Raw genomic sequence first — 23,076 nt, forward strand, 5'->3', positions numbered from 1 at the left:
TTAATTTTGGCGGCCTACCAGGGCCCGTGTTTCGGGGGGGGGCCGGGGGCGGGCGCACGCGCGCGCGCGCGCGCGGGGGGGGGGGGGGGGGGGGCGGGTTTTTTTTGGGCCCCCGGCCCCACCGCCGTTTCCCTCATTTTCCCCTGACCGGGGCCCTGACTTCTGTCCGTAACGCGCAGTTCGCGCGGCGGAATGAATTACCTGAGAGACTTTGTTCCCGTAGAGAACTTAAGGCTGTCCCTGTCACCGCGCGCCGCTACGGGCGCGCACCCCTTTGATCCTGAAAGGTCACTCATGCCCTTGGCTCTGCTCGCACTCGCGATCTCGGCCTTCGGTATCGGCACCACTGAGTTCGTGATGATGGGCCTGCTGCCCAACGTCGCGAACGACCTGGGCACCAGCGTGCCCACCGCCGGCTACCTCGTTTCCGCCTACGCTCTCGGCGTCGTCATCGGCGCCCCGCTGCTGACCGCCCTCGGCTCGCGCATCCCCCGCAAGCGGATGCTGCTGCTGATGATGGCGGTCTTCACGGCCGGCAACCTCGCGTCCGCGCTCGCCCCGAACTTCGGCCTGCTCATCGCGGGCCGGCTGCTGGCCGGCCTGCCGCACGGCGCGTTCTTCGGCGTCGGCGCGGTCGTCGCGGCCCGGCTCGTCAAGGAAGGCCGCCAGGCCCGCGCGGTCGCCACGATGTTCCTCGGCCTCACCGTCGCCAACATCGTCGGCGTCCCCGCCGCCACCCTCCTCGGCCAGCACCTCGGCTGGCGCGCGACCTTCCTGGTCGTCGCCGCCATCGGCCTGCTCGCCATGGCCTCGCTGGCCAAGCTCGTCCCCTATGTACCGCGCGACGAGCAGAGCGGCGTCAAGCAGGAGCTGCGCGCCCTCGGCAACCGTCAGGTACTCCTCGGCCTGCTCACCGCGGTCTTCGGCTTCGCGGGCGTCTTCGCCGTCTACAGCTACCTCGCCTCGATGATGACCAAGGTCACCGGCTTCACCGAGTCGACCGTCCCGGTGGTGCTCGCCCTCTTCGGCATCGGCATGACCCTCGGCGCGCTCGCCGCGGGCCCGCTGACCGACCGGGCGCTGCGCCCGACCCTGTACGGCTCGCTCGGCGCGCTGGCCGTCACGCTCGTCGTCTTCGACTTCACCGTGCACGTGAAGTGGGCGGCCCTGGCCACCGTCGTCGTCCTGGGCGCGGTCGGCTTCATGACCACCACGCCGCTGCAGATGCTGGTGATGCGCAAGGCCGAGCACGCCCCGACGCTCGCCTCCGCCTCCAACCACTCCGCGTTCAACCTCGCGAACGCGGGCGGCGCCTGGCTCGGCGGCGTCGCGATCGCCGCCCACTGGGGCTGGACGTCCCCGACCCTGGTCGGCGCGGCCCTGGCCGTGGTCGGCCTGGCGATCGCCATCACCGCGGGCCTCCTGGACCGCACACCGACCCGCTCCCGCATCGTGGCGACGAGCGAGGCGGGCGCGACGGCTCAGGAACCGACACACGCCAACTGAGCACACGCCAACCGAGCGCGTGCCAACTGAGCCCAAGCCGACTGAGCGCGTGCCAACTTGGCCGTACCGTTTGCCCCCCACCTCCCCGTGGGGGGCAAACCGTTTCACCCCCCACTGCCCCCATGGGGGTGCAAAAAGGTCCCCTTCTCAACACGGTAGTGGGCGGCACTGACAACGAGGCGGCACTGACAATGAGGCCGCCCGCACCTTCCGGTCAGCCGCCCGGTCAGCCCCCCTCCCGCCACCGATTTGTCGTCGGGAGGCGGCGGTCCTTGCCGAAGCCCTTGGCGGAGATCTTGGTGCCCGGGGGGTACTGGCGGCGCTTGTACTCGGCGGTGTCGACCAGGCGGAGGACGCGGGTGACCAGTTCCGGGTCGAAGCCGCGGGCGAGGATCTCGGCGTGGCCCAGGTCGCGGTCGACGTAGAGGTCCAGGATCGCGTCGAGGGTGGGGTAGTCGGGGAGGGAGTCGGTGTCGACCTGGCCGGGGCGGAGCTCCGCGCTGGGTGGCTTGGTGATCGAGTTCTCGGGGATGGGGGGCGTCTCACCACGGGCGGTGGCTGTTCGGTTGCGCCACTCCGCCAGTTGGAAGACGACCGTTTTGTAGACGTCCTTGATCGGGCCGTACGCGCCTACGGAGTCGCCGTACAGGGTCGAATAGCCGCACGCCAGCTCGGACTTGTTGCCGGGGGCGAGGACCAGGTGGCCTTCCTGGTTGGAGATCGCCATCAGGGTCGTGCCGCGGATGCGGGACTGGAGGTTTTCCTCCGCCAGGCCGGTCAGGTCCAGTGAGCCCATGTACGCGTCGAACATGGGGCCGATGGGGACCGTGCGGTAGTGCAGTCCGGTGCGGCGGGCCAGTTCGGCGGCGTCGTCCTTGGAGTGTTCCGAGGAGTAGCGGGAGGGCATGGAGACGCCGTGGACGTTGTCCGGGCCGAGCGCGTCTACGGCGATCGCGGCTACCAGGGCCGAGTCGATGCCGCCGGAGAGGCCGATCACCACGCTGCGGAAGTTGTTCTTGGTGATGTACGCACGCAGGCCCATCACCAGGGCGCCGTAGATTTCCTCCGAGGCGTCCAGGCGGGGCGCGGGGGCGGGCATCGGCAGCGGCTCGTACGGCGGCAGCGGGTCCGAGGAGAGCGTGACGTGGTCGACGCGGAGGCCGTCGTCGACGACGCCGGACGGCGGCTCGGGCGTGGCGGCCGGCAGGTCCAGGTCGAGGAGGAGACGCTGCTCGGTGAACTGCGGGGCGCGGGTGAGCACATCGCCGGCCGCGTCCACCACGATCGAGTCGCCGTCGAAGACCAGGTCGTCCTGGCCGCCGGTCATCGCCAGATACGCCGTCGTGCAGCCCGCCTCCTGGGCGCGCTTGCGGACCAGTTCCAGCCGGGTGTCGTCCTTGTCCCGCTCGTAGGGGGAGGCGTTGACGGAGAGCAGCAGGCCCGCGCCCGCCGTACGGGCGGCGGGCACCCGGCCGCCGTCCTGCCACAGGTCCTCGCAGATGGCGAGGGCGATGTCGACGCCGTGCACCCGGACGACGGGGAGCGTGTCGCCGGGCACGAAGTAGCGGTACTCGTCGAAGACGCCGTAGTTGGGCAGGTGGTGCTTGGCGAAGGTGAGCGCCACCCGGCCGCGGTACAGCACGGCGGCGGCGTTCTGCGGGGCGCCGGCGGGCCGCCCGTACCGCGGCTGGTCGCGCTCGCAGCGGTCCAGGTAGCCGGTGACGACGGCGGTCTCGCCGAGGCCCTCGTCGGCCAGCCGGGCGGCCAGGGCGCGCAGCGCGCTGCGGCTCGCCTCGACGAAGGAGGGCCGCAGGGCAAGGTCCTCGACGGGGTAGCCGGTCAGCGCCATCTCGGGGAACGCCGCCAGGTGCGCGCCCTGCCCGGCTGCCTCCCGGGTGTGGCGCACGATCGTCTCGGCGTTGCGGGCGATGTCGCCCACACAGAAATCGGTCTGATGCAGAGCCAGGCGAAGTTGAGGCACGTGAGGGAGTGTAATCGTCGTACTGACGTTATGGGGGGCGGTCGGGTTTCGGGGGTGTTGCGGGCCCGGGACCCCGGGCCCGCCCCACCGCTCAGCTGTTCTGCGCCTGGTCGTACAGGTTCTTCGCGTCGTCGCCGAAGTACGGGCCGAACATCGTGTTGGGCAGGAAGGTGTAGCCGAAGCTGTTCACCGAGGACTGCAGACCGGTGCCGGTCTTCTCGTCGAACTTCGTGAACCACGGCCCGCCGCTGGAGCCGCCGGTCATGTTGCAGGTCATCCCGTGGTCCTTGGAGAACGCCGGGTCCTTGATGGTGGTGCCGCTGCAGTAGATGAGCTTGCTGCCGTCGTAGGGGGCCGCGGCCGGGTAGCCGAACGCGTACATCTTTTTGAGGTAGCCGGTGTTGAAGGCGACGCCCTGGCCGCCGACCGCGTCGGTGAGGCGCTTGCCGTTCAGCGGCGGGACGACCGCCGCGCCGACGTCGTAATTGATGTCCTCGCTCTTGGTCCACTGCGGGGTGGAGAGGGTCTTGCTCGCGGCCCACTCGCCGTGCGGGGCCTGGCCGTCGTGGTAGCCGGGCACGAAGATCCAGTTCGTGTGCCACTTGCCGTCCAGCTTCACGCAGTGCCCCGCGGTGAGGACCGTACTGCCGTTCTTGCTGGTCACCGCGTCACCGGAGCAGGACGCCTTGCGGCCCTGGTACGTGAAGAAGACCCGGCCGGTGGTTTTGGTGACCTTGCCGCCGCCGGTCCACGGGCCGCCGGGCTGGGTGAAGGACTTCAGGGCGGGCGACGGCAGGGACGGCAGGGTGGGCGGCACGGCCACCTTCTTGCCGCGCGGCACGGCCCGCGTGGCCGGGGCGGACGCCGCGCGGGCGGCCGCGGCGTTGAGTTTCTTGCGGCCGACGGACAGCAGGTCGAGCGGCTTCGCCGCGCGCATCCGGTCCGCCGTCCAGAAGGCGGCCGCCTTCTTGGGGTCCTGGGTGGCGGCGGCGCCGGGCGGTTCGGCGGCGCCGGCCGCGGGGGCCTGCAGCGCCGTGGCGCAGAGGGCGCCGGCGGCGAGCAGCGCCGCGGCGGTGACACGGGCGGACGTCCGGCCGGGTATCCCGGGTAACGCGGCGCCGGACGTGCGGGAGCGGTGGCGCCGGACGGTGCCGGAGCCCTGGACGGTGAATCTCACGCGTACCCCCTGGTGCGGTGGTCCCGCGGGTGCGCGGGCCACGACGTACGGACCGCCGGCCGGCGGCCCGGAGCGGAGCGGACGTACAGCGATGTGCAGAGGCAGCGTCCCACCGCTCCCGTAGCACTGTCAGGGGCGCGTCAAGGGTTTGGCCGGAACCGCCGGGGAACGCGAAACCCCGTACGGCCCCCGGGCCTGCCCGAAGGGGCCGTGACAACGTAATGTGACGGTAACCCCCGCACGCGATACTGGCGTGCCGCGCCCCGTCAAGGGCGATGGGCGTGGACAGGCCGTTCGACCTGCAAGGATTGGTGAACATGGACAAGCAGCAGGAGTTCGTGCTCCGCACGCTGGAGGAGCGCGACATCCGCTTCGTACGGCTGTGGTTCACCGATGTGCTCGGTTTCCTGAAGTCGGTCGCGGTGGCCCCCGCCGAGCTGGAGCAAGCCTTCGACGAGGGCATCGGCTTCGACGGTTCGGCCATCGAGGGCTTCGCACGGGTCTACGAGTCCGACATGATCGCCAAGCCCGACCCCGGCACGTTCCAGATCCTGCCGTGGCGCGCCGAGGCCCCCGGCACCGCCCGGATGTTCTGCGACATCCTCATGCCGGACGGCTCCCCGTCCTACGCCGACCCGCGCTATGTCCTCAAGCGCATCCTGGCCAAGACCTCCGACCTCGGGTTCACCTTCTACACCCACCCCGAGATCGAGTTCTTCCTGCTCAAGGACAAGCCGGTGGACGGCGGCCGGCCCACCCCCGCCGACTCCTCCGGCTACTTCGACCACACCCCGCAGAACGTCGGCATGGACTTCCGGCGCCAGGCGATCACGATGCTGGAGTCGATGGGCATCTCGGTGGAGTTCAGCCACCACGAGGGCGCCCCGGGCCAGCAGGAGATCGACCTGCGCTACGCCGATGCGCTCTCGACCGCCGACAACATCATGACGTTCCGGCTGGTCATGAAGCAGGTCGCGCTGGAGCAGGGCGTGCAGGCGACGTTCATGCCGAAGCCGTTCTCGGAGTTCCCCGGCTCCGGCATGCACACCCACCTCTCGCTCTTCGAGGGCGACCGCAACGCCTTCCACGAGTCGGGCGCCGAGTACCAGCTCTCCAAGGTCGGCCGGTCCTTCATCGCGGGCCTGCTGCGGCACGCCGCGGAGACCTCCGCGATCACCAACCAGTGGGTGAATTCCTACAAGCGCATCTGGGGCGGCGCCAACCGCCCGGCGGGCGCCGGCGGCGAGGCCCCCTCGTACATCTGCTGGGGTCACAACAACCGCTCCGCGCTGATCCGGGTCCCCATGTACAAGCCCGGCAAGATGGGCTCGACGCGGGTCGAGGTGCGCTCCATCGACTCCGGCGCCAACCCGTACCTGACGTACGCGGTCCTGCTGGCCGCCGGGCTCAAGGGCATCGAGGAGGGGTACGAACTCCCCGCGGGCGCCGACGACGACGTGTGGGCCCTGTCGGATGCTGAGCGGCGCGCGATGGGCATCGAGCCGCTGCCGCAGAACCTCGGCGAGGCCATCTCCCTCATGGAGCGCAGCGAACTGCTCGCGGAGACCCTGGGCGAGCACGTCTTCGACTTCTTCCTGCGCAACAAGAAGCAGGAGTGGGAGGAGTACCGCTCCGAGGTCACCGCCTTCGAGCTGCGCAAGATGCTGCCCGTGCTGTAGCGGTACGACGCAGAATCGATAATCCGAAAAACGATCCGGCAGGTCTCCGAGAGGCAACCGCCCGATGGCACTTCCCGCTCCGCAGGGACGGCGGAGCAGCACGTTCACCCGGATGCTGCGGCACGGATTCACCGATCCGCACGCATCCGGGAAGCTGCTGGACGCCCCCGCACTGTCCTCCGTACGGTCCGACTCGGTGCTCCTCGAAGCGCTCGGCGGCACCGCCGATCCGGACCAGGCGCTCAAAGGGCTGGTCCGGCTGGCCGAGGCACAGCCCGAGGAGGAGGACCGGCAGCGGCTGCTGTCCACGCTGGTCACGGCCAAGCCGCTGCGGGACCGGCTGCTGGGCGTGCTGGGGGCCTCGGAGGCGCTCGGCGACCACCTCGTGCGGCACCCCACGGACTGGGAGTCGCTGGCCACGTACGAGTCGGTCGACCTGCACCCCACCACCCCCGAGTTCGAGCAGGCGCTCGCCGAGGGCATCTGGGGCGAGCGGGGCGCCGGGCTGTCCCGCGAGGACGCGCTGCGGGCCGCGTACCGCCGTGCGCTGCTGGGCATCGCGGCGCGTGACGTGTGCGGCACGATCGACGTGGCGCAGACCGCCGCGGAGCTGGCGGACCTGGCCACCGCCACGCTGCGCGCCGCGCTGGAGATCGCCTCCGAGGAGCAGCCCGGGGACGCGGCCGTCAGCCGGCTCGCCGTCATCGGCATGGGCAAGTGCGGCGGCCACGAGCTGAACTACGTCTCCGACGTGGACGTCATCTTCGTCGCCGAGCCCAAGGACGGCGTCGAGGAGGCCGAGGCGCTGCAGGCCGCGACCCGGCTCGCCGCGCGCATGATGCGCGTCTGCTCCGACGTCACCCCCGAGGGCACGATCTGGCCCGTCGACGCCAACCTCCGCCCCGAGGGCCGCAACGGCCCCCTCGTCCGGACGCTGAGCAGCCACCTCGCGTACTACCAGCGCTGGGCCAAGACCTGGGAGTTCCAGGCGCTGCTGAAGGCCAGGACGGTGGCCGGCGACCCCGCCCTCGGGCAGGAGTACGTCGACGCCGTCACCCCGCTGGTCTGGCAGGCCGCCGAGCGCGAGAACTTCATCGTCGACGTCCGGCAGATGCGCCGCCGGGTCGTCGCCAACATCCCGGCGGGCCAGGTCGACCGCGAGCTCAAGCTCGGCCCCGGCGGCCTGCGGGACGTCGAATTCGCCGTCCAGCTCCTGCAGTTGGTGCACGGCCGCAGCGACGCCACGCTGCGCAGCGCCACCACCCTCGACGCGCTGAAGGCGCTCGCCGCCGGCGGCTACGTGGGCCGCCAGGACGCCACCGCGCTGGACGCCGCGTACCGCTTCCTGCGCACTCTTGAGCACCGCATCCAGCTGTACAAGCTGCGCCGCACGCATCTGATGCCGGAGGACGAGCAGGACCTGCGCCGGCTCGCCCGCTCGCTCGGCATGCGCACCGAGCCGGTCGACACCCTCCGCAAGGAGTGGAAGTGGCACGCGCGCGAGGTGCGCCGGCTGCACGAGAAGCTGTTCTACCGCCCGCTGCTGGACGCCGTCGCCGTCCTGGAGCCGGGCGAGATCCGGCTCTCCGCCAAGGCCGCCGGGCAGCGCCTGGAAGCGCTCGGTTACGAGGACCCGGTCGGCGCGCTGCGCCACCTGGAGGCGCTGGCCTCCGGCGTCTCCCGGAAGGCCGCCATCCAGCGGACCCTGCTGCCGGTGCTGCTCGGCTGGTTCGCGGACTCCGCCGACCCGGACGCCGGGCTGCTGGGCTTCCGCAAGGTCTCCGACGCGCTCGGCAAGACGCCCTGGTACCTCCGGCTGCTGCGCGACGAGGGCGCGGCCGCCGAGAACCTCGCCCGGGTGCTGTCGGCCGGCCGGCTCGCCCCCGACCTGCTGCTGCGCGCTCCCGAGGCGGTCGCGCTGCTCGGCGCGCCCGACGGGCTGAAGCCGCGTGCCCGGGCCGCGCTGGAGCAGGAGGTGCTGGCCGCGGTCGGCCGCGCGGACGGCGCGGAGCAGGCGGTGGCGGCGGCCCGCGGGGTGCGCCGCCGCGAGCTGTTCCGCACCGCGGCCGCCGACCTGATCGGCGCGTACGGCACGGAGGCCAGCCCCGCAGCGGAGGACCACGGGCAGGCCGTGGACGCGGTGGGCTCGGCGCTGTCCGACCTGAACGCCGCGACGGTCGCGGGCGCGCTGCGGGCCGCGGTGCGCGAGCAGTGGGGCGACACCCTGCCGACCCGCTTCACCGTGATCGGCATGGGCCGCTTCGGCGGCCACGAGCTGAACTACGGCTCGGACGCGGACGTGCTCTTCGTGCACGAGCCGCGCGAGGGGGCCGACGAGCAGGAGGCCGCCAAGGCCGCGTTCGCGGTGGCCAACGAGATGCGCCGGCTGCTCCAGCTGCCCTCCTCCGACCCGCCGCTGGTGATCGACGCGGATCTGCGCCCCGAGGGGAAGACCGGTCCGCTGGTCCGCACGCTCGCCTCGTACGCCGCGTACTACCGCCGCTGGTCGCTGACCTGGGAGGCGCAGGCGCTGCTGCGCGCCGAGCCGGTCGCGGGCGACGAGGAGGTCGGGCGGCGGTTCATCGAGCTGGTGGACCCGCTGCGGTATCCGCGCGAGGGGCTGGCCGAGGACGCGGTACGCGAGATCCGCCGGCTCAAGGCGCGGATGGAGTCCGAGCGGCTGCCGCGCGGCGCCGACCCGACGATGCACACGAAGCTGGGGCGCGGCGGCCTCAGCGACGTGGAGTGGACCGTACAGCTGCTCCAGATGCGGCACGCCCACGAGCTGCCGCAGCTGCGCACGACCCGGACCCGCGCGGCGCTGGCCGCGGCGCGGGACGCGGGGCTGATCGGCGCGGAGGACGCGCGGACGCTGGACGAGGCGTGGGTGCTCGCCACGCGGGTGCGCAATGCCGTGATGCTGGTCCGGGGCCGCCCGGGAGATACCTTCCCGGGCGACGCTCGGGAGCTGGCCGCGGTGGGGCGCTACCTCGGGTACGAGGAGGGGCACGTCGGGGAGATGCTGGACGACTACCGGCGGATCACGCGGCGGGCGCGGGGTGTCGTCGAGGAGCTGTTTTACGGGGCCTGATCTGCCCCGTTGGCGCCATTCCCGGCCGCGGCGCCGTTGTGGTCGCTCGCGCAGTTCCCCGCGCCCCTGATGGCTCGGCAGTACTCCAGGAAGCCCGCCAGGGTCAGGTCGAATGCCTGATCGGCGCGGGAGGGGCCGGTGGCGGACTGGGCCGCGGTCAGGTGGGGGGCGTGGACACCCTCGGTGACCTCCCACATGGTCTCGGGCGCCGACATGTCCAGGGCCGAGCCCAGGACGATGTTGTCCAGGCCGGTGATGACCGGCATGACCGTGGCGGGGGCGAAGCCCGCGGCCAGCAGGAGGCCCGCCACCCGGTCGTACTGGGCGATCACTTTCGGTGCGCGGATCGGTGACGTCATCAGCATCGGGATCGCGCGGGGATGGGCGGCGAAGGCGGCCCGGTAGGAGCGCGCCCAGGCCGCCAGGATGAGGTCCCAGGGGGCGTCGTCGGCCAGGGGACGTAGGTCTATCGCGTCGGTCACCCGCTCCCGCAGCAGTTCGATCACGCCGGCCCGGCCGTCCACATGGTGATACACCGAGGCGGTCTGCACGCCGAGCCTGCGGGCCACCTCCGGCACGCTGAAGTCGCCTTTTTCATCGACGAGTTCGAGCGCCGTCGCACCGATGCGCTCCCGGTCCAGCAGGGCCTTCCGCGGCCGCCCCATGTTCGTTTCTCCTGCCCGTGAGGTCTTCCCGAATCGTACGGCGGCGACTACATTGCCGAAAACCGAAAGGCTTTAGGTTTTCGCCGCGGTCATGCTGCCGTTCCACCCGTGTACGTGCCGGACCGCCCCACCCCTCTTCCGCAGCAGAAGGGCAAGAGCGCATGGCCGTAGAGTCCGGGGCCCGCGACGGGTCGCCACAGCACACCGCACCACCACCCGGCGAGGACGACGCCCCCGCCCTCCGCAAGGGCACCCTCGGCGTCGCCGACATCGCCTTCTTCGTGGTCTCGGCCGCGGCGCCGCTCACCGTCATGGCCGGCGTCGCGCCGCTCGCCATCGGCGTCGGCGGCATCGGCGCCCCCGTCGGCTACCTCCTCGCCGGCGCCACCCTCGCCCTCTTCGCGGTCGGCTTCACCGCCATGACCCGGCACGTGAAGCACGGCGGCGGTTTCTACGCGTTCATCACCCGGGGCCTGGGCCGCCCGGCCGGCTTCGGCGCCGCCACGCTGGCCCTGCTCGCGTACAACGGCATGCAGATCGGCGTGTACGGACTGCTCGCCACCGGCACCCAGGACGCGCTGAAGGCCCTGTGGGGCATCGACGTGCCCTGGCCGCCGATCGCGCTCGGCGGCGTCTTCGTCATCTGGTACCTGGGCTACCGCTCCATCGACTTCGGCGCCAAGGTCCTCGGCGTCCTGCTGGTCGCGGAGACCGGCATCCTCGTCCTGCTGGCCGGCGGGGTGCTGCTGGACGGCGGCGCCGAGGGGCTGGCACTGGACTCCTTCACCCCCGGCAACGTCCTGGTCCCCGGCACCGGCGCGGTCCTGGCCTTCGCGTTCGCCGCCTTCACCGGCTTCGAGTCCACCGCCATCTACCGCCGCGAGGCCCGCGACCCCGGCCGCACCATCCCGCGCGCCACCTACATCGCCGTCGGCTTCCTCGGCCTCTTCTATGCCTTCAGTGTCTGGGTCGTCATCCAGGCGTTCGGCGGTACGAAGGTCCTCAAGGCGGTCGCCGCCGACCCGGCCGGGCTCTTCTTCAGCGCCACCACGCACTATGTCGGCGCCTGGGCCGCCGACCTGATGCACGTCTTCATCGTGACCAGCATCCTCGCCTCGCAGCTGGCCTTCCACAACGCGATCAACCGTTACGGGCTGGCGCTCGCGCAGGAGGGCGTGCTGCCCGAGGCGCTCGGCAGGGTGCACCCCAAGCACCGCTCCCCGTACGTCGCCGGAGTGCTGCAGAGCGTGCTGGCGCTGCTCGTCGTCGCGGGCTTCGCGCTGGCCGGCGCCGACCCGTACCAGCAGCTGCTGCTGTGGATGAACACCCCCGGAATGATCGGCCTGTTGACCCTCCAGGGGATCACCGCGGTCGCCATCCCGTTCTTCTTCCGCGGCATCCGGCACCAGGAGGGCCGCTGGCGCACGGTCGTCGCGCCGATCGCCGCGACCGTGCTGATGGCGGGCGCGCTCTGGCTGGTCATCGCCAAGATCGGGCTGATGACCGCGGCCCCCCTCGCGACCAACACCGCGCTCGTCCTCACCGTCCCCGCCGCCTTCGCCGTAGGCGTCCTGCTCGCCGTGCGCTTCCGCCGCGGCCGCCCCGCGGTGTACGCGGAGTTCGCCGCCGAGCCCGCCGACTGACCACGACGGCCGTACCGCCGCAACCCCCCGCAGCCGTTTCGCAAGGAGATCCGAAGCAGTGTCCGAGCCCCGCAGCACCGCCGCCGACACCGTCCTGACCGGCGCCCGCGTCCGCACCCTCGACCCCGCCCGGCCCTGGGCGAGCGCCGTCGCCGTCAAGGACGGCCGGATCGCCGCCGTCGGCGAGGAGCACGAGGTACGGGACTGGCGCGGCCCGGACACCGAGGTGATCGACCTGGCCGGGGCCACCCTCACCCCCGGACTGGTCGACGGCCACAGCCACCCGATATGGGGCGGCGAGATGGCCACCGGGCTGGACCTCTCCGGCTGCCGGGACCTGGACGGGCTGCGGGACGCGCTGGCCGGCGCGGCGCGCGCGGCCGGCCGCGGCGCGTGGGTCATGGGGTACGGCCTGGACCACAACACCTTCGGCGGCCGGCCCGTCCACCGCGACCTGATCGAACCGGCCCTCGGCGGCGTGCCCGCCTTCCTCCGCCTCTACGACGGACACTCCGCGCTGGCCACCGGCCCCGCGCTGGCCGCCGCCGGCATCGACGGGCCGCGCGCCTTCGAGCAGCGCGCCGAGATCGTGTGCGACCCGGACGGCCGGCCCACCGGGCACCTCGTCGAGCACGCCGCGATGGACCTCATGCTGGCCGTGCTGCCCCGCCCCAGCGCCGCCGAGCGGCGCGCCCGGCTGCTCACCCTGCTGGGCGAGATGGCCGCGACCGGCCTGACCGGCGCGCATGTGATGGACCTGGAGGGCCAGGACGTACTGGACGTACTGGCCGGGATCGAGGACGGCGACGAGCTGCCGGTACGGCTGCGGATCGCGCCCTGGTGCATGCCGGGGGTGGACACGGCGGGCCTGGACCACCTGGTCGGGCTGCAGCGGCGGGCTGGGCGGCACTGGCGGGTGGGCGGCGTGAAGTTCTTCATGGACGGCACGGTCGAGGGCGGCACGGCCTGGCTGGAGCACGCCGACTGCCACGGCCAGGGCACCGAGGCGTTCTGGCCGGATCCCGCCGCGTACACCCGCGCCGTGCACCATCTCGCGCGGGCCGGCGTACGGACCGCCACGCACGCCATCGGGGACGCGGCCGTCCGGCACGTCCTGGACACCGTCGAGGCGCTGGGCGACTCCGCGCAGCGCGGGATGCACCGTATCGAGCACATCGAGACCGTGCCGAGCGAGCAGCTGCCGCGGTTCGCCGCGCTCGGGGTGGCCGCGTCGATGCAGCCCACCCACACCGCCTACACCCGCGCCGACCACACCGACGAGTGGTCCAAGCGGGTCGGCGAGGAGCGGGCCGCGCGGGCGTGGCGCTGCCGCGACCTGCGGGACGCGGGCGCCGTCCTGGTCCTCGGCTCCGATTGGCCGATCGCGCACTACGACCCGCGGGGCGTGCTCGCGACCGCCCGGCTGCGCCGCCCGGCCGGGGCGCCGGAGACCGCGCCGGTCACCGTCGAGCAGGCGCTGACGGGGGAGATGGCGCTGGAGGGCATGACCTCGCATGCGGCGCTCGCCGTGGGCGAGGAAACGTATGCGGGACGCATCGCGCCTTGCTTCCGGGCCGACCTCACGGCGCTCGGGGTGGATCCGGTTTCCGCGCCGGCGGACGAGGTGGGCGAGGCGCCCGTCGTACTGACGATGACCGGCGGGCACATCGTCCACCGCGCCTGACGGACGTCCTAGGCGCCCGACGGGCTTGTTTGTGGGCTCGGTTCCGACGGACGGGTCGGGGCCGGGCCCGGCCGGGGCAGGCGGGGGAGGCGCGAGAGGGAGGCGCCGTACCAGAGGCGGGCCACCGCGAAGGCGAACGCCAGACACAGCACGCCGCCCACCGCGTCCAGCCAGAAGTGATTGGCGGTGGAGACGATCACCAGCAGGGTCAGCACCGGATACAGCACGCCCAGCACCCGCACCCAGACGTGCCGCGCCAGCAGCGCGAGGGTGAGGCCGCACCACAGCGACCAGCCGATGTGCATCGAGGGCATCGCCGCGTACTGGTTCGACATGCTCGCCAGGTTCCCCGAGGCCATCGAGCCCCAGGTGTCGTGCACCATGACCGTGTCGATGAAATGGCCGCCCGGCATCAGGCGGGGCGGCGCGAGGGGGAAGAAGTAGTAGCCCAGCAGGGCGACCGCGGTGGTGAGGAAGAGGACCAGCCGGGAGGCGGCGTAGCGGCCGGGATGCCGGCGGTAGAGCCAGACGAGGACGCCGACGGTGACGATGAAGTGCAGCGTGGCGTAGTAGTAGTTCATCGCGACGATCAGCCAGGTCACGGCGTTCATCGCATGATTGACGGTGTGTTCGACGGCGATGCCGATGCTGTGCTCGGCGCGCCAGACCCAGTCGGCGTTTCTCAGCGCCTGCGTCTTCTGCTCCGGCACGGCGTTGCGGATCAGGGAGTACGTCCAGTAGCTGACCGCGATCAGCAGGATCTCGAACCACAGGCGAGGTCTTGCCACGCCGTGCGCCCGGGCGGCTGACGCCCGTCCGCGAGGCGGGCCGGAACGCTGCGGAGGGGGTGTCGGTGCGCTCGTCCGGCCGTCAAGGATCCTCGCGTTGGCATCACCCATAGCCCGACAGTCTGCCAGAAATCGGGGTAGACCCGATCATTCTGGAGTCGGGTCCTGGACAGCCTTTCTCGCCCCGGAGACGGAGGCTATACCCCCACCGCCGTCGGGGTCGGGGCGCCGCGCCGAGGCCGTCGAACCGCGCACCACGAGCTCCGGATGGAAGACGAACTCGGTACGCAGCGGGGCCCGCGAGGTCTCGGCCGGACCCTCCGGCAGACTGCCGCCGACCTCCTCCAGCAGGGCCCGCACCGCCGCCTGGCCCATGGCCTGCACCGGCTGCCGGATGGTGGTCAGCGGCGGGTCGGTGAACGCGATCAGCGGGGAGTCGTCGTACCCCACCACCGAGACGTCGTCGGGCACCTCCAGACCGCGCTGCCGGGCCGCCCGGATCGCGCCGAGCGCCATCATGTCGCTCGCGCAGACCACCGCCGTGCAGCCGCGCTCCAGCAGCGCACCGGCCGCGGCCTGGCCGCCTTCGAGCGTGTAGAGGGAGTGCTGGACGAGGCCCCCGGCCGCGGCCTCGGACATGCCGAGCTGCTCGCGCATGGCGCGCAGAAAGCCCTCGATCTTGCGCTGTACGGGCACGAAGCGGCGCGGGCCGAGCGCGAGGCCGATGCGCTCGTGGCCGAGGGCCGCGAGGTGGGTGACCGCGAGGGAGATCGCCACGCCGTCGTCCGGCGAGATGAAGGGTGCCTGCACCTTGTCCGAGTAACCGTTGATCAGGACGAACGGCACGCCCTGGCCGCGCAGCGCCTCATACCGGCCCATGTCCGCCGTGGTGTCGGCGTGCAGCCCGGAGACGAAGATGATGCCGGCCACGCCGCGGTCCACCAGCATCTCGGTCAGCTCGTCCTCGGTCGAGCCGCCCGGCGTCTGCGTGGCGAGCACCGGGGTATAGCCCTGGCGGGTCAGGGCCTGGCCGATGACCTGCGCGAACGCCGGGAAGATCGGGTTCTCCAGCTCGGGCGTGATGAGCCCGACCAGCCCGGCGCTGCGCTGCCGCAGGCGTACCGGGCGCTCATAGCCCAGGACGTCCAGTGCGGCGAGTACGGACTGGCGGGTGGTGGCGGAGACGCCGGGCTTGCCGTTGAGCACCCGGCTGACGGTGGCTTCGCTGACACCCGCCTGTACTGCGATGTCAGCCAGGCGCGCGGTCATGGAAGGCGACCTTACCGGTCGGGATGCGGCTTGCCCACCACGCGCAGGATTCGCCGGGAAGGCCCACCCGGCCGTCCTCGGTGCGCAGCGGCGCGCTCGCGAGCAGCGGACGGCCCGCGCCCGACACCTCCACCGGCCGGGTGCGGGTGTTCAGTACGCACACGAAGCCGGGCCGGCGCAGTGCCAGCACTCCGTCCGGCGCGTCCAGCCAGCTCATCCGACCGTCGCCGAGACCGGGCAGCGCGCGGCGCCAGGCGAGCGCGGCACGGTACAGCTCCAGCGTGGAGCCGGGGGAGCCGGTCTGCGCCTCGACGGTCAGCTCCGCCCAGCCCGCGGGCTGCGGCAGCCAGCTCCCGCCGGGCCCGAAGCCGTACGGTGCCTGTGTACCGGACCAGGGGAGCGGCACCCGGCAGCCGTCGCGGAAGCCGTCCTGGCCGTCGCCGCGGAAGAACGCGGGGTCCTGGCGGACCGCGTCGGGCAGCTCGGTGACCTCCGGCAGCCCCAGCTCCTCCCCTTGGTAGAGGTAGGCGGAGCCGGGGAGGGCGAGCATGAGGAGGGTGGCGGCGCGGGCGCGCGCGACGCTGCCGAGCCGGGTGGTGTGGCGGACGACGTCGTGGTTGGAGAGCACCCAGGTGGTGGGCGCGCCGACCAGGGACGTGGCGGCCAGCGACTCGTCGATGACGCGGCGGAGCGCGGCCGCGTCCCAGTCCGCTTGCAGAAAGTGGAAGTTGAACGCCTGGTGCAGCTCGTCGGGGCGTACGTAGTGGGCGAGGCGGCGGGCGTCGGGGGCCCATGCCTCGGCGACGCCGATCCGTTCGCCGCCGTAGGAGTCCAGCAGCCGGCGCCAGTGGCGGTGGATCTCGTGCACGCCGTCCTGGTCGAAGAAGGGGAGCACGTCGGTGCCGATGAGGCGGGCCTGCTGGCGGCGGCCGACGTCGGGCAGGCCCGGCGCCTTGACCATGCCGTGCGCGACGTCGATGCGGAAGCCGTCGACGCCGCGGTCCAGCCAGAACCGCAGGATCGCGTCGAACTCGGCGCGCACCTCGGGGCGCTCCCAGTCCAGGTCGGGCTGTTCGGGCGCGAAGAGGTGGAGGTACCAGTCGCCGCGCTCGGTGCGGGTCCAGGCGGGGCCGCCGAAGACGGACTCCCAGTCGTTGGGCGGCAGCTCGCCGTGGGTGCCGCGGCCCGGCCGGAAGATGTACCGCTCGCGGGCGAGGTCCGGGTCGCGGAACCACGGGTGCCGGTCGGAGGTGTGGTTCGGGACGATGTCGACGATGACGCGCAGGCCCAGCTCGTGGGCGGTGTCCAGGAAGTCCTGGGCGTCGTCGAGGGTGCCGAAGAGGGGGTCGACGGCGCGGTGGTCGGCGACGTCGTAACCGCCGTCGGCCTGCGGTGACGCGTAGAACGGCGTCAGCCAGACGGCGTCGGCGCCCAGCTCCTTCAGGTACGGCAGGCGGGCGCGGGCGCCGGGCAGATCCCCGACGCCGTCGCCGTCACCGTCCCCGAAGGACCGTACGTAGATCTGATAGATGACGGCGTCGCGCCACCAGCCCGTGCCGGGTCGGTCCGGGGCCGGCGGCGCGGCGGGCGAGGGAAAGGTCAGCTCATCGGTCATCGGCCGTCCTTCGGTCGATCGGGCTACTGATGATCAACGCCCGGGCAGGCGCCGGGGTGACGGGTCGAGGTAACCGGGCTGCAACATCTTCCGGTGGTCTTGCAGAAATTTGCCGCAAGCTCTTTCGGTTTCTTTTCGCCGCTGTTACGTTCCTGACGCCCTCTCGGGCGGATTCCTACCTACCTCGTTCGTATCTCGTGCGTATCTCGGGCTTTTCCAGAAGGAGTTCACATGCGACGTGGCATAGCGGCCACCGCGCTGGTCGCGGGTCTGGCACTGACGGCGACCGCGTGCGGGGGTGACGGCGGCGGGAGCGACCAGAAGAGCGGCGGCGAACTGTCCGGCACCGTCACCTTCTGGGACACCTCCAACGACGCCGAGAAGGCGACGTACAAGAAGCTCGCCGAGGGCTTCGAGAAGGAGCACCCCAAGGTCGACGTCAAGTACGTGAACGTCCCCTTCGGTGAGGCCAACGCCAAGTTCAAGAACGCGGCCGGCGGCAACTCCGGCGCGCCGGACGTGATGCGTACCGAGGTCGCCTGGGTCGCCGACTTCGCCAACCTCGGCTACCTCGCGCCGCTGGACAACACCCCCGCGCTGGACAAGAACGAGGACTACCTGGAGCAGGCGGCCGGCTCCACCCGCTTCAAGGGCAAGACCTACGCGGCGCCCCAGGTCATCGACACCCTCGGGCTCTTCTACAACAAGAAGCTGCTGAAGGAGGCCGGGGTCGGGGTCCCGAAGACCTTCGACGAGCTGAAGTCCGCCGCGAAGAAGATCAAGTCGAAGACCGGCGCCACCGCGCTCTACCTGCGCGGCGACGACCCGTACTGGTTCCTGCCCTACCTCTACGGCGAGGGCGGCGACATGGTCGACACCAAGACCAAGCAGGTGGCCATCGACGACCAGGCCGGCGTCCGGGCCTTCAAGACGATCAAGGACCTGGTCGACTCCAAGGCCGCCGTCACCGACGCCACCGACGGCCAGGAGAACCAGCTCAAGGCCCTCAAGGACGGCGACGTCGCGATGGCGATCGACGGGCCGTGGGACATCGAGGGCGCGCTGGCCGGCAAGGAGTTCAAGGACAAGAGCAACCTCGGCGTCGCGCCCGTACCCGGCGGCGGCAAGGCCCAGGGCTCCCCGCAGGGCGGCTGGAACCTCTCCGTCTACGCCGGGTCCAAGAACCTCGACGCCTCCTACGAGTTCGTGAAGTACATGAGCTCCGCCAAGGTCCAGCAGCAGACCACCGAGAAGCTGAGCCTGCTGCCGACCCGCAAGTCGGTCTACGACGTGCAGTCCGTGAAGGACAACACGATGGTGAAGTTCTTCCGGCCGGCCGTGGAGAAGGCCGTGGAGCGCCCCTGGATCGCCGAGGGCAACTCGCTCTTCGAGCCCGTCAAGGTCCAGATGAACAAGGTCCTCACCGGCGCCGCCCCCCCCGAGCAGGCCGCCAAGAACACCGGGGACGCCTACCGGAAGCTGCTCAAGGACTACAAGTGACGACGCTCGCTCCTCCCAAGAGCCGTGACGACCGGGCGGTGCGCTCCGCGCCGCCCGGCCGGGTGCGCCGGGCCCTGAGCACCCACTGGTACGCCTGGGCCATGGTCGCCCCGGTGGTGCTCGTCCTCGTGGTCATCATCGGCTACCCGCTGGTCCGCGGCCTGTACCTCTCGCTCACCGACGCCACCGAGGCCAATGTCGCCCGCGACATCGGCATGAACCACATCCCCGCGACGTACAAGTTCGTCGGCCTGGACAACTACACGGCCGTGCTGAGCGACAGCGTCTTCTGGAGCCGGCTGGGCTGGACCGTGGTGTGGACCGTCGCCTGCGTCGGGATCACCTTCACCCTCGGCCTGGTCCTCGCCAACCTCCTCAACCGGAAGCTGAAGGGCCGCACCTTCTACCGGCTGGCGCTGATCCTGCCGTGGGCGATCCCGGCCTTCATCTCCGTCTTCACCTGGCGGATGCTCTACAACGAGAAGCACGGCCTGCTCAACAAGCTCCTCCAGGGCGGCGGCATCGACGCGGTCCCCTGGCTCAACGACCCGACCTGGGCGAAGCTCTCCGTCATCGCCGTCAACGTCTGGCTCGGCGTGCCCTTCATGCTCGTCGCGCTGCTCGGCGGGCTGCAGTCCATCCCCGGCGAGCTGTATGAGGCCGCCGAGATGGACGGCGCGAGCGCCTGGCAGCGGTTCCGGCACATCACCGTGCCGTCCCTGCGCTCCGTCTCCAGCACGGTGATCCTGCTCAGCACGATCTGGACCTTCAACATGTTCCCGGTGATCTTCCTGCTGACGCGGGGCGGGCCCGGCGACGCCACCGAGATCCTCGTGACGTACGCCTACCGGCTCTCCTTCGTCGACAGCCCGCGCAACTTCTCCGAGTCGGCCGCCTGGGGCGTGCTGATCCTGCTGCTGCTCTCGGCCGTCGCGGTCGTCTACCGGCGCAGCCTGCGCAAGCAGGGCGAGGTGTGGTGACGATGCGCGACAAGAAGAGAAGCCCGCTGGCCTCCACCGGCCTGCATGCCACCCTGCTCGCCGCCGCCGTCGTCGCGGTCTTCCCGCCGCTGTGGCTGCTGGTCACCTCCTTCAAGCCGAAGAACGACGCCTTCACCACCGAGCCGGTCACCCACTTCACGTTCGCCAACTACACCCATGTACTGGCCGACACCTCGTTCCTGACCTGGTTCGGGAACTCCGTGGTGATCGTCGGCGTGACCACCGTCCTCGGCGTCTTCCTCGCCGCCACCACCGGCTACGCCGTCAGCCGCTTCCGCTTCCCCGGGATGCGCCCGCTGATGTGGCTGCTGCTGATCACGCAGATGTTCCCGGTGGCCGTGCTGATCGTGCCGCTGTACAACCTGATGGCGAGCCTGGGCCTGCTCAACCAGCCCACGGGCCTCGTCATCACCTACCTCACGATCGCGGTCCCGTTCTGCGCCTGGATGATGAAGGGGTTCTTCGACACGATCCCGGTGGAGATCGACGAGTCGGGCCGGGTCGACGGGCTCAACCCCTTCGGCACCTTCTGGCGGCTCGTCCTGCCGCTGGCCCGCCCCGGGCTCGCCGTCACCGGCTTCTACACCTTCGTCACGGCCTGGGCCGAGGTCGCCTACGCCTCCGCCTTCATGACGGGCGAGGAGAACCTCACCCTCGCCGGCGGCCTGCAGACCTTCGTCAGCCAGTACAACAACGACTGGGGATCGATGACCGCCGCGGCCGTGATCGTCGCCGTGCCCGCGGCCGCCGTCTTCGCCTTCGCCCAGCGCCATCTCGTATCCGGCCTGACCGCCGGCACGACCAAGGGATGACATGAACCAGAACTCCACCACCGCTGCCACCGAGTGGTGGCGCCATGCGGTGATCTACCAGGTCTACCCGCGCAGCTTCGCCGACGGCAACGGCGACGGGATGGGCGACCTGGCCGGCATCCGCGACCGGCTGCCGTACCTGAAGGACCTGGGCGTCGACGCCGTCTGGCTCAGCCCCTTCTACGCCTCGCCGCAGGCCGACGCCGGGTACGACGTGGCCGACTACCGGGCCATCGACCCGATGTTCGGCGACCTGGCGGACGCCGAGGCGCTGCTCCGCGACGCCCGCGCGCTGGGCCTGCGCACCATCGTCGACGTGGTGCCCAACCACTGCTCGGACCAGCACGAATGGTTCCGGCGTGCGGTGGCCGAGGGGCCGGGCTCGACACTGCGCGAGCGCTTCCACTTCCGCAAGGGCCGCGGCGAGAACGGCGAGGAGCCGCCCAACGACTGGGAGTCCATCTTCGGCGGACCGGCTTGGACCCGGCTCCCGGACGGCGAGTGGTACCTCCACCTCTTCGCCCCCCAGCAGCCCGACTTCAACTGGGAACACCCCGCCGTCCAGGACGAGTTCCGCTCGATCCTGCGCTTCTGGCTGGACCTGGGCGTCGACGGCTTCCGCGTCGACGTCGCGCACGGCCTGGTCAAGGCCGCCGGGCTGCCCGACATGGGCCACGCCGAACAGCTCAAGCTGCTCGGCAACCAGGAGCTGCCCTTCTTCGACCAGGACGGCGTGCACGCGATCTACCGCTCCTGGCGCAAGGTCCTCGACGAGTACGCGGGGGAGCGCATCGCGGTCGCCGAGGCGTGGACGCCCAGCGCCGACCGCACCGCCCTCTACCTGCGTCCCGACGAGCTGCACCAGGCGTTCAACTTCCACTACCTGAACGCCGGCTGGGACGCGGCCGAGCTGCGCGAGGTCATCGACTCCTCGCTGGAGGCCATGCGTCCGGTCGGCGCGCCCACGACCTGGGTGCTCTCCAACCACGACGTCGTCCGCCACCGCACCCGGCTCGGCGGCGGCCTGCCCCGCGCCCGCGCCGCCGCGCTGCTGATGCTCGCGCTGCCCGGGTCCGCGTACGTCTACCAGGGCGAGGAACTGGGCCTGCCGGAGGTCACCGACCTGCCCGACGAGGTCCGCCAGGACCCCTCCTTCTTCAAGGAGAACGGGCAGGAGGGGCTGCGGGACGGCTGCCGCGTGCCGCTGCCCTGGTCCGGCACCGAGGCCCCGTACGGCTTCGGGACCGGCGGCAGCTGGCTGCCGCAGCCCGCCGAGTGGGCGTCCCTGAGCGTCGCGGCGCAGACCGGCGACCCGGACTCCACGCTGGAGCTGTACCGCACGGCGCTCGCCGTCCGCCGGGAGCACCCCGGGCTCGGCGCGGGCGACGCGGTGGAGTGGTGCCCCGCACCCGAGGGCGTGCTCCACTTCCGCCGCGCGGGCGGCTTCAGCTGCGCGGTGAACACCACGGCGGAGGCCGTGCGCCTGACCGTCCCCGGCCGTCCGCTGCTGTCCAGTGGCGCGCTGCCGCAGGAGATCCCGGGCCACCCGGGCACCTACGAACTGGCCGCCGACACGGCCGTGTGGTGGACCGCGTGACGCTGCCCCCCAGGCTCGCCGACATCGCCGCGCAGGCCGATGTCAGCGAGGCCACCGTGAGCCGGGTGCTCAACGGGAGGGCCGGGGTGGCCGGCGCCACCCGGCAGCGGGTGCTCGCCGCACTGGACGTGCTCGGATACGAGCGTCCGGTGCGGCTGCGGCGGCGCAGCGCGGGCCTGGTCGGGCTGGTCATCCCGGAGCTGACCAACCCGATCTTCCCGGCGTTCGCGCAGATCATCGAGCAGGCGCTGGCCGGGCACGGCTACACGCCCGTGCTCTGCACGCAGATGCCGGGCGGCGCGACCGAGGACGAGCTGGTCGAGCAGTTAGAGGCGCGGGGCGTCACCGGGATCGTGTTCCTCTCCGGGCTGCACGCGGACACCGGCGCCGACCCGGCCCGCTACACCCGCCTCACCGCGCGCGGCGTGCCGTACGTCCTGATCAACGGCTACAACGCGGACATCCACGCCTCGTTCGTCTCGCCCGACGACCGGGCGGCCGCCCGGATGGCCGTCACCCATCTCGCCGCGCTGGGGCACACCCGCATCGGGCTGGCCGTCGGCCCGTCCCGGTACGTGCCGTCCCGGCGCAAGGCCGAGGGGTTCACCGCGGCCATGACCGAGCTGTTCGGCCTGCCACAGGGGGAGGCCGAACGGCTCGTGCAGCACACCCTGTTCAGCGTCGAGGGCGGGCATGCCGCGGCCGCCGCGCTGCTGGACGCGGGCTGTACGGGGGTGGTGTGCGGCAGCGATCTGATGGCGCTGGGCGTCGTACGGGCCGCCCGGCAGCGCGGCCTCGCCGTGCCGGGACAGCTCTCGGTGGTCGGCTTCGACGACTCGCAGCTGATCGCGTTCGCCGACCCGCCGCTGACGACGGTACGGCAGCCGGTGCAGGCGATGGCGACCGCGGCGGTCGGCGCGCTGATCGAGGAGATCCAGGGAAACCCCGTACAGCGCACGGAGTTCGTCTTCCAGCCGGAGCTGGTGGTGCGGGGGTCGACGGGCCGGTACCGGGAGGACCGGTCCGGCCGGCCGGGCGCGTGAGGCCCTCCGCCCAGCGGGTGGCCCC

At 71.8% G+C, this 23,076-nt stretch carries 16 protein-coding genes; 10 read left to right on the forward strand and 6 right to left on the reverse strand.

Annotated features, from left to right (window positions below; genetic code table 11):
• Window positions 1–294: 294 nt before the first annotated feature.
• The gene (locus ACIGXO_RS22695) at window positions 295–1,506 is read left to right on the forward strand and encodes an MFS transporter (RefSeq protein ID WP_399789721.1); all 1,212 of its coding nucleotides are present in this window, start codon (window positions 295–297) and stop codon (window positions 1,504–1,506) included.
• A gap of 226 nt (window positions 1,507–1,732) precedes the next feature.
• On the opposite strand, the gene ACIGXO_RS22700 is transcribed toward ACIGXO_RS22695, so the two are convergent.
• Window positions 1,733–3,487 carry an NAD+ synthase gene (locus ACIGXO_RS22700; RefSeq protein ID WP_399789724.1) on the reverse strand — a complete coding sequence of 585 codons (1,755 nt, stop codon included), beginning with the start codon at window positions 3,485–3,487 and terminating at the stop codon, window positions 1,733–1,735.
• A 91-nt stretch (window positions 3,488–3,578) separates the two neighbouring features.
• Window positions 3,579–4,589, reverse strand: a complete 1,011-nt coding sequence (locus ACIGXO_RS22705; RefSeq protein ID WP_399790592.1) for a trypsin-like serine peptidase — start codon at window positions 4,587–4,589, stop codon at window positions 3,579–3,581.
• Window positions 4,590–4,981: 392 nt separating this feature from the next.
• Here ACIGXO_RS22705 and glnA point away from each other — a divergent pair, with 392 nt between their 5' ends.
• Window positions 4,982–6,343, forward strand: coding sequence for a type I glutamate--ammonia ligase (gene glnA, locus ACIGXO_RS22710; protein WP_030256929.1), 1,362 nt, complete (start codon window positions 4,982–4,984; stop codon window positions 6,341–6,343).
• Window positions 6,344–6,407: 64 nt separating this feature from the next.
• Complete coding sequence (locus ACIGXO_RS22715) at window positions 6,408–9,434, forward strand: bifunctional [glutamine synthetase] adenylyltransferase/[glutamine synthetase]-adenylyl-L-tyrosine phosphorylase (RefSeq protein ID WP_399789727.1); 3,027 nt, start codon at window positions 6,408–6,410, stop codon at window positions 9,432–9,434.
• On the opposite strand, the gene ACIGXO_RS22720 is transcribed toward ACIGXO_RS22715, so the two are convergent.
• The gene (locus ACIGXO_RS22720; RefSeq protein ID WP_399789730.1) at window positions 9,422–10,099 is read right to left on the reverse strand and encodes a TetR/AcrR family transcriptional regulator; all 678 of its coding nucleotides are present in this window, start codon (window positions 10,097–10,099) and stop codon (window positions 9,422–9,424) included. The two genes, ACIGXO_RS22715 and ACIGXO_RS22720, sit on opposite strands and share 13 nt — an antisense overlap.
• A 161-nt stretch (window positions 10,100–10,260) precedes the next feature.
• On the opposite strand from ACIGXO_RS22720, the gene ACIGXO_RS22725 reads away from it, so the two are divergent.
• Together ACIGXO_RS22725 and ACIGXO_RS22730 are read left to right on the forward strand one after the other, a co-directional pair.
• Window positions 10,261–11,742: an APC family permease gene (locus ACIGXO_RS22725; protein WP_399789732.1), complete on the forward strand. Its 1,482-nt coding sequence runs from the start codon at window positions 10,261–10,263 to the stop codon at window positions 11,740–11,742.
• Between the two features lie 58 nt (window positions 11,743–11,800).
• A complete protein-coding gene (locus ACIGXO_RS22730; protein WP_399789736.1) occupies window positions 11,801–13,426 on the forward strand; it encodes an amidohydrolase in 1,626 nt (541 codons plus the stop codon).
• Window positions 13,427–13,434: 8 nt separating this feature from the next.
• Here the strand turns inward: ACIGXO_RS22730 and ACIGXO_RS22735 are convergent, their stop codons facing one another.
• Genes ACIGXO_RS22735 through ACIGXO_RS22745 form a run of 3 tightly spaced genes read right to left on the reverse strand, consistent with a single transcriptional unit; the run spans window position 13,435 to window position 17,098 of the window.
• Window positions 13,435–14,325, reverse strand: coding sequence for a phosphatase PAP2 family protein (locus ACIGXO_RS22735; protein ID WP_399789739.1), 891 nt, complete (start codon window positions 14,323–14,325; stop codon window positions 13,435–13,437).
• 36 nt (window positions 14,326–14,361) lie between these two features.
• A complete protein-coding gene (locus ACIGXO_RS22740) occupies window positions 14,362–15,483 on the reverse strand; it encodes a LacI family DNA-binding transcriptional regulator (RefSeq protein ID WP_399789741.1) in 1,122 nt (373 codons plus the stop codon).
• On the reverse strand, window positions 15,464–17,098 hold the full coding sequence (locus tag ACIGXO_RS22745) for a glycoside hydrolase family 13 protein (protein WP_399789744.1): 1,635 nt from the start codon (window positions 17,096–17,098) through the stop codon (window positions 15,464–15,466). Before ACIGXO_RS22745 ends, ACIGXO_RS22740 begins: the two co-directional genes overlap by 20 nt.
• Before the next feature lie 231 nt (window positions 17,099–17,329).
• On the opposite strand from ACIGXO_RS22745, the gene ACIGXO_RS22750 reads away from it, so the two are divergent.
• From ACIGXO_RS22750 to ACIGXO_RS22770, 5 genes are all read left to right on the forward strand, one after another.
• Window positions 17,330–18,598 carry an extracellular solute-binding protein gene (locus tag ACIGXO_RS22750; RefSeq protein ID WP_399789746.1) on the forward strand — a complete coding sequence of 423 codons (1,269 nt, stop codon included), beginning with the start codon at window positions 17,330–17,332 and terminating at the stop codon, window positions 18,596–18,598.
• A gap of 101 nt (window positions 18,599–18,699) precedes the next feature.
• The gene (locus tag ACIGXO_RS22755) at window positions 18,700–19,578 is read left to right on the forward strand and encodes a carbohydrate ABC transporter permease (protein ID WP_399790595.1); all 879 of its coding nucleotides are present in this window, start codon (window positions 18,700–18,702) and stop codon (window positions 19,576–19,578) included.
• Window positions 19,579–19,580: 2 nt separating this feature from the next.
• Window positions 19,581–20,411 (forward strand): sugar ABC transporter permease, encoded by an 831-nt coding sequence (locus ACIGXO_RS22760; RefSeq protein ID WP_399789749.1) that lies wholly within the window; start codon window positions 19,581–19,583, stop codon window positions 20,409–20,411.
• Window position 20,412: 1 nt separating this feature from the next.
• On the forward strand, window positions 20,413–22,008 hold the full coding sequence (locus ACIGXO_RS22765; RefSeq protein WP_399789752.1) for an alpha-amylase family glycosyl hydrolase: 1,596 nt from the start codon (window positions 20,413–20,415) through the stop codon (window positions 22,006–22,008).
• Window positions 21,993–23,051, forward strand: coding sequence for a LacI family DNA-binding transcriptional regulator (locus ACIGXO_RS22770; protein ID WP_399789755.1), 1,059 nt, complete (start codon window positions 21,993–21,995; stop codon window positions 23,049–23,051). The genes ACIGXO_RS22765 and ACIGXO_RS22770 overlap by 16 nt, the downstream gene beginning before the upstream one ends.
• Window positions 23,052–23,076 lie beyond the last annotated feature (25 nt).

It is taken from the genome of Streptomyces sp. NPDC053542 (assembly GCF_044544685.1).
Lineage (GTDB): Bacteria > Actinomycetota > Actinomycetes > Streptomycetales > Streptomycetaceae > Streptomyces.

Bases quoted from the DNA above. Each gene is read 5' to 3' on its own strand.
- ACIGXO_RS22695 (WP_399789721.1), top strand. From the start codon at position 295: ATGCCCTTGGCTCTGCTCGCACTCGCGATCTCGGCCTTCGGTATCGGC.
- glnA (WP_030256929.1), top strand. From the start codon at position 4,982: ATGGACAAGCAGCAGGAGTTCGTGCTCCGCACGCTGGAGGAGCGCGAC.
- ACIGXO_RS22715 (WP_399789727.1), top strand. From the start codon at position 6,408: ATGGCACTTCCCGCTCCGCAGGGACGGCGGAGCAGCACGTTCACCCGG.
- ACIGXO_RS22720 (WP_399789730.1), bottom strand. From the start codon at position 10,099: ATGGGGCGGCCGCGGAAGGCCCTGCTGGACCGGGAGCGCATCGGTGCG.
- ACIGXO_RS22725 (WP_399789732.1), top strand. From the start codon at position 10,261: ATGGCCGTAGAGTCCGGGGCCCGCGACGGGTCGCCACAGCACACCGCA.
- ACIGXO_RS22735 (WP_399789739.1), bottom strand. From the start codon at position 14,325: ATGGGTGATGCCAACGCGAGGATCCTTGACGGCCGGACGAGCGCACCG.
- ACIGXO_RS22740 (WP_399789741.1), bottom strand. From the start codon at position 15,483: ATGACCGCGCGCCTGGCTGACATCGCAGTACAGGCGGGTGTCAGCGAA.
- ACIGXO_RS22745 (WP_399789744.1), bottom strand. From the start codon at position 17,098: ATGACCGATGAGCTGACCTTTCCCTCGCCCGCCGCGCCGCCGGCCCCG.
- ACIGXO_RS22750 (WP_399789746.1), top strand. From the start codon at position 17,330: ATGCGACGTGGCATAGCGGCCACCGCGCTGGTCGCGGGTCTGGCACTG.
- ACIGXO_RS22755 (WP_399790595.1), top strand. From the start codon at position 18,700: ATGGTCGCCCCGGTGGTGCTCGTCCTCGTGGTCATCATCGGCTACCCG.
- ACIGXO_RS22760 (WP_399789749.1), top strand. From the start codon at position 19,581: ATGCGCGACAAGAAGAGAAGCCCGCTGGCCTCCACCGGCCTGCATGCC.
- ACIGXO_RS22765 (WP_399789752.1), top strand. From the start codon at position 20,413: ATGAACCAGAACTCCACCACCGCTGCCACCGAGTGGTGGCGCCATGCG.